Source organism: Kineococcus glutinatus (assembly GCF_039542765.1).
Lineage (GTDB): Bacteria > Actinomycetota > Actinomycetes > Actinomycetales > Kineococcaceae > Kineococcus_A > Kineococcus_A glutinatus.
This window is the reverse complement of record NZ_BAABIL010000391.1, coordinates 1-4,956: the sequence shown is the minus strand read 5'-3', so window position 1 is coordinate 4,956 and position 4,956 is coordinate 1. Positions and strand designations below refer to the sequence as shown.

The window sequence follows — 4,956 nt, the reverse complement described above, 5'->3', positions numbered from 1 at the left end:
CGGGCGGTGCGGCCCCACGCCGCGCGGGCGGTGCGCGCCAGGCGCCGTCCGGCCCGGGAGGAGACCTCCCCGGCCGGACGGCGGGTCGCGGCGGTCGGCACGGGCCCACGGTATCCGCGCGGACCACCCCCGGCCGGACGGCGCGGCCGCGCAGCGGCCACCCGTCACCGGGCCGTCGGGCACCTCTCCGCTCGTGCGGCGAGGTCCGAGCCGCAACAATGGCGCCGATCGACGGACGCCCCAGGGCTGGACCGGAGGCCCGGCTCGGGCGACCGGTGCCGCCCTGGGCCCGCAACGCGCACGGAGGAGCACCAGCGATGCAGATCTGGCCGGGACGGCCCTACCCCCTCGGAGCCACGTACGACGGGGCGGGCACCAACTTCGCGCTGTTCTCCGAGGCGGCGCACCGGGTGGAGCTCTGCCTCATCGGGGACGACGGGTCCGAGCAGCGCATCGACATGCCCGAGGTCGACGGCTTCGTGTGGCACGCCTACCTGCCCTCGGTGCAGCCGGGGCAGCGCTACGGCTACCGGGTGCACGGCCCGTTCGACCCGCCGGCGGGGCACCGGTGCCAGCCCGAGAAGCTGCTGCTGGACCCCTACGCCAAGGCGATCGAGGGGCAGGTGGACGGGGACGAGTCGCTGTTCTCCTACCGCTTCGACGACAACGACGCGGTCAACTCCGACGACAGCCTCGGCCACACCATGCTCTCGGTGGTGGTCAACCCCTTCTTCGACTGGGGCAACGACCGCCGCCCGGGCCGCGAGTACCACGAGAGCGTCATCTACGAGGCGCACGTCAAGGGCCTGACGATGACGCACCCGGACATCCCCAAGGAGATCCGCGGCACCTACGCGGGCCTGGCGCACCCGGCGATGATCGAGCACCTCACGTCCCTCGGCGTGACCGCCGTGGAGCTCATGCCGGTGCACCAGTTCGTGCAGGACACCCACCTCGTCGACAAGGGGCTGTCCAACTACTGGGGCTACAACACGATCGGCTTCTTCGCGCCCCACAACTCCTACTCCTCCACCGGTCAGCGCGGCCAGCAGGTGCAGGAGTTCAAGTCGATGGTCCGCGCGCTGCACGAGGCGGACATCGAGGTCATCCTCGACGTGGTGTACAACCACACCGCCGAGGGCAACCACATGGGCCCGACGCTGTGCTTCCGCGGCATCGACAACGCCAACTACTACCGCCTCGTCGACGGTGACCAGAAGCACTACTTCGACACCACGGGCACGGGCAACAGCCTGCTGATGCGCTCCCCGCACGTGCTGCAGCTGATCATGGACTCGCTGCGGTACTGGGTGACGGACATGCACGTCGACGGCTTCCGCTTCGACCTCGCGGCCACCCTGGCCCGGCAGTTCCACGAGGTGGACCGGCTGTCCGTGTTCTTCGACCTCGTGCAGCAGGACCCGGTCGTCTCCCAGGTCAAGCTCATCGCCGAGCCGTGGGACGTCGGCGACGGCGGGTACCAGGTCGGCGGGTTCCCCCCGCTGTGGACGGAGTGGAACGGCAAGTACCGCGACACGGTCCGCGACTTCTGGCGGGGGGAACCGCACTCCCTCGGCGAGTTCGCCAGCCGGCTGTCCGGCTCCAGCGACCTGTACGAGCACACCGGGCGCAAGCCGATCGCGAGCATCAACTTCGTCACCGCGCACGACGGGTTCACGATGCGCGACCTCGTGTCCTACAACGACAAGCACAACGAGGCCAACGGCGAGGGCGGGGCGGACGGGGAGAGCCACAACCGCTCGTGGAACTGCGGGGCGGAGGGCGAGACCGACGACCCCGCGATCATCGCGCTGCGGGCGCGCCAGCACCGCAACCTGCTGACGACCCTGCTGCTCAGCCAGGGCGTACCGATGATCCTGCACGGCGACGAGCTGGGACGCACCCAGGGCGGCAACAACAACGTCTACTGCCAGGACAACGAGATCGCCTGGGTGGACTGGACGCTGAGCCCGACGCAGCAGGAGCTGCTGGCCTACGCCAAGCGGATCGTGGCGCTGCGGCGCACCGAGCCCGTCTTCCAGCGCCGCCGCTTCTTCGCCGGTGACGCCAGCCACGGCGGGGAGAGCGCCGTCGGCGACATCGAGTGGTTCACCCCGGCCGGCACCGAGATGAGCGACACCGACTGGGCGGACGCCTCGCGCGGCTGCGTCATGGTGTTCCTCAACGGTGAGGCGATCCCCGAGCCGGACCGGCGCGGGGAGCGGATCGTCGGGGACTCCTTCCTCGTGCTCCTCAACCCCTGGCACGAGGACGTCACCTTCACCCTGCCCGAGGCCAGCTACGGCGAGGACTGGCACCTGCGGCTGGACACCGCCGACGACCAGGTCGGCGTCGTCAACATCTTCACCGACGAGTCCGCCTTCGGGCCGGGGACGAAGCTGCCCGTGGCCTCCCGCTCGATCACGGTGCTGGCCCGCAAGCCGGGGACCGGCGCGTGAGCGCGCCGGGCGGGCGCCGGCCCGGCGTGCCCACCGGCACCTACCGCTTCCAGGTGCAGCGGGCGTTCACCTTCGACGACGCCGCGGCCCGGGTGGGCTACCTCGACGCCCTCGGCGTCTCCCACGCCTACCTCTCCCCCGTGCTGACGGCCACCGAGGGCTCCACGCACGGCTACGACGTCGTGGACCACTCGCGGTTGTCCCCCGACGCGGGTGGGCGCGAGGCCTTCGACCGGCTCAGCGCGGCCCTGCGCGAGCGGGGGCTGGCGGCGGTGGCGGACGTCGTGCCCAACCACATGGCGGTGCCGACGCCGGCCTCGGCGAACCGGCAGCTGTGGTCGGTGATGCGCGAGGGCCCGCACTCCCCCTTCGCGAAGTGGTTCGACGTGGACTGGTCGGTGCCCGACCGGGCGCTGCTCGTGCCGGTGCTGGGCGGGCGCATCGGGCAGGTGCTCGCCGCGGGCGAGCTGTCCCTGGACACCGGCGGCGAGGAGCCGCTGCTGCGCTACTACGACCACGTCTTCCCGGTGCGCCCGGGCACCGGGCACCTGCCGCTGCCGCAGCTGGTGGACCGGCAGTGGTACCGGCTGGCGCACTGGCGGGTGGCCGACGAGGAGCTGAACTACCGCCGCTTCTTCGACGTCGACACCCTCGCGGCGATCCGGGTGGAGGACGAGGAGGTCTTCTCGGCCTCCCACGCGCTGCTGCTGGAGCTGCTGCACGGCGGCCAGCTCGACGGCCTGCGCATCGACCACCCCGACGGCCTGGCGGACCCGGCCGGCTACCTGCGCCGGCTGCGCGCGGCCACCGACCGCGGCGACGGCGGTGCGTGGGTGGTGGTGGAGAAGATCCTGGAGGGCGAGGAGACCCTCGGCGAGGACTGGGCGTGCGACGGCACCACCGGCTACGACGCGCTGCACGTGGTGGCGGGGCTGTTCCTGGACCCGGCCGGCGCCGCCCCCCTGCTGGCGCACTACACGACGCTCACCGGTGACACCGCGGACTTCGAGGAGGTCGTCGACCGCGCCAAGCGCGAGGTCGTCGAGCACGGCCTCTACGCCGAGGTGCACCGGCTGGTGGACCTGCTCGTCGAGATCTGCCACGCCGACGTCGACCTGCGCGACCACACCCGCCGCGGGCTGCACGAATCGGTCGTGGAGCTGCTCGTCGCGATGGACCGCTACCGCGCCTACGTCGTGCCCGGTGAGCCGGCGCCGGCGGAGTCGGTGGAGGTGCTGCGCGCGGCCGCCGAGCGCGCGCGCCGGCACCTGCCCGCCGAGCGGCACGACACCCTCGACGTCGTCGTGGAGCTCGCCCTCGGCCGCGGCATCCCCGACGCGGCGGGCGACGGCGCGGCGGCGGCCGACAAGCGGGCGGAGTTCGTCGTCCGCTTCCAGCAGACCTGCGGGCCGGTGATGGCCAAGGGCGTGGAGGACACCGCGTTCTACCGCTGGTTCCGGCTCTCCTCGCTCAACGAGGTCGGCGGCGACCCGGCCCGCTTCGGCGTGGCGCCGGAGGAGTTCCACGCCTTCGGCTCCCGGCTGGCGCGGGACTGGCCGGCGACCATGACGACGCTGTCCACCCACGACACCAAGCGCAGCGAGGACGTGCGGGCCCAGCTGTCCGGGCTGTCGGAGCGCCACGAGGAGTGGCACGCGGCGCTGGCCCGCTGGCGGGAGGCCGCCGGGGCGCACCGGGAGGCCGAGCTCGACGCGCGCACCGAGGTGCTCATCTGGCAGACCGTCGTGGGCACCTGGGGTCGCGGTGGCCCGATCAGCCCCGAGCGGCTCGTGGCCTACCTGGAGAAGGCGACCCGGGAGGCCAAGGAGCACACGACGTGGACGGCGCAGGTCGAGGCGTACGAACACGCGGTGCGCCGCTTCGCCGAGGGGGTGCTGGCGGACGCGGACATCATGGCGCAGGTGGGCGCGTTCGTCGCCGCCCTGGCCCCCTCCACCCGCACGGCGGTGCTGGGGCAGAAGCTGCTGCAGCTCCTCATGCCGGGCGTCCCGGACGTCTACCAGGGCACCGAGCTCGTGGACCTGTCCCTCGTCGACCCGGACAACCGCCGCCCGGTGGACTACGCCGAGCGCGAGCGCCGGCTGGCCGCGCTGGACGCGGGCGGGACACCGGCCGACCTGGACGACGAGAAGCTGCTCGTCGTCTCCCGCGCGCTGCGGTTGCGCCGGCAGCACCCGGGGTGGTTCGGGCGCGAGTCCACCTACGGGCCGGTGCCCACGAGCACCGGCAACGCGGTGGCGCTGGCCCGCGGGGACGCCTCGGGGGCGCACGTCGTGGCGGTCGCCACCCGGCTGCCCGTGGCGCTGGAGCGCAACGGCGGCTGGGGCGAGCACTCCATCGCGCTCCCGGAGGGCAGCTGGCGCTGCCTGCTGTCGGGCACCAGGGCCCACGGCACGACCGGCCTGGCAGCGCTGCTGGCGGACCTGCCCGTCGCGCTGCTCGTCCGCGAGGACTGACACCTCCCGCCGCGGGCGCC

General features: G+C 73.1%; 2 protein-coding genes. Both read left to right on the top strand.

Going from position 1 to position 4,956, the window contains the following annotated elements; all coding sequences use genetic code 11:
• Positions 1-317: 317 nt before the first annotated feature.
• Positions 318-2,459 (top strand): glycogen debranching protein GlgX, encoded by a 2,142-nt coding sequence (gene glgX / locus ABEB16_RS14370; protein WP_345712922.1) that lies wholly within the window; start codon positions 318-320, stop codon positions 2,457-2,459.
• On the top strand, positions 2,456-4,936 hold the full coding sequence (gene treY, locus ABEB16_RS14365; RefSeq protein ID WP_345712921.1) for a malto-oligosyltrehalose synthase: 2,481 nt from the start codon (positions 2,456-2,458) through the stop codon (positions 4,934-4,936). Before glgX ends, treY begins: the two co-directional genes overlap by 4 nt.
• Positions 4,937-4,956 lie beyond the last annotated feature (20 nt).

Coding starts and splice junctions, on each gene's coding strand:
- glgX (WP_345712922.1), top strand. CDS start 318: ATGCAGATCTGGCCGGGACGGCCCTACCCCCTCGGAGCCACGTACGAC.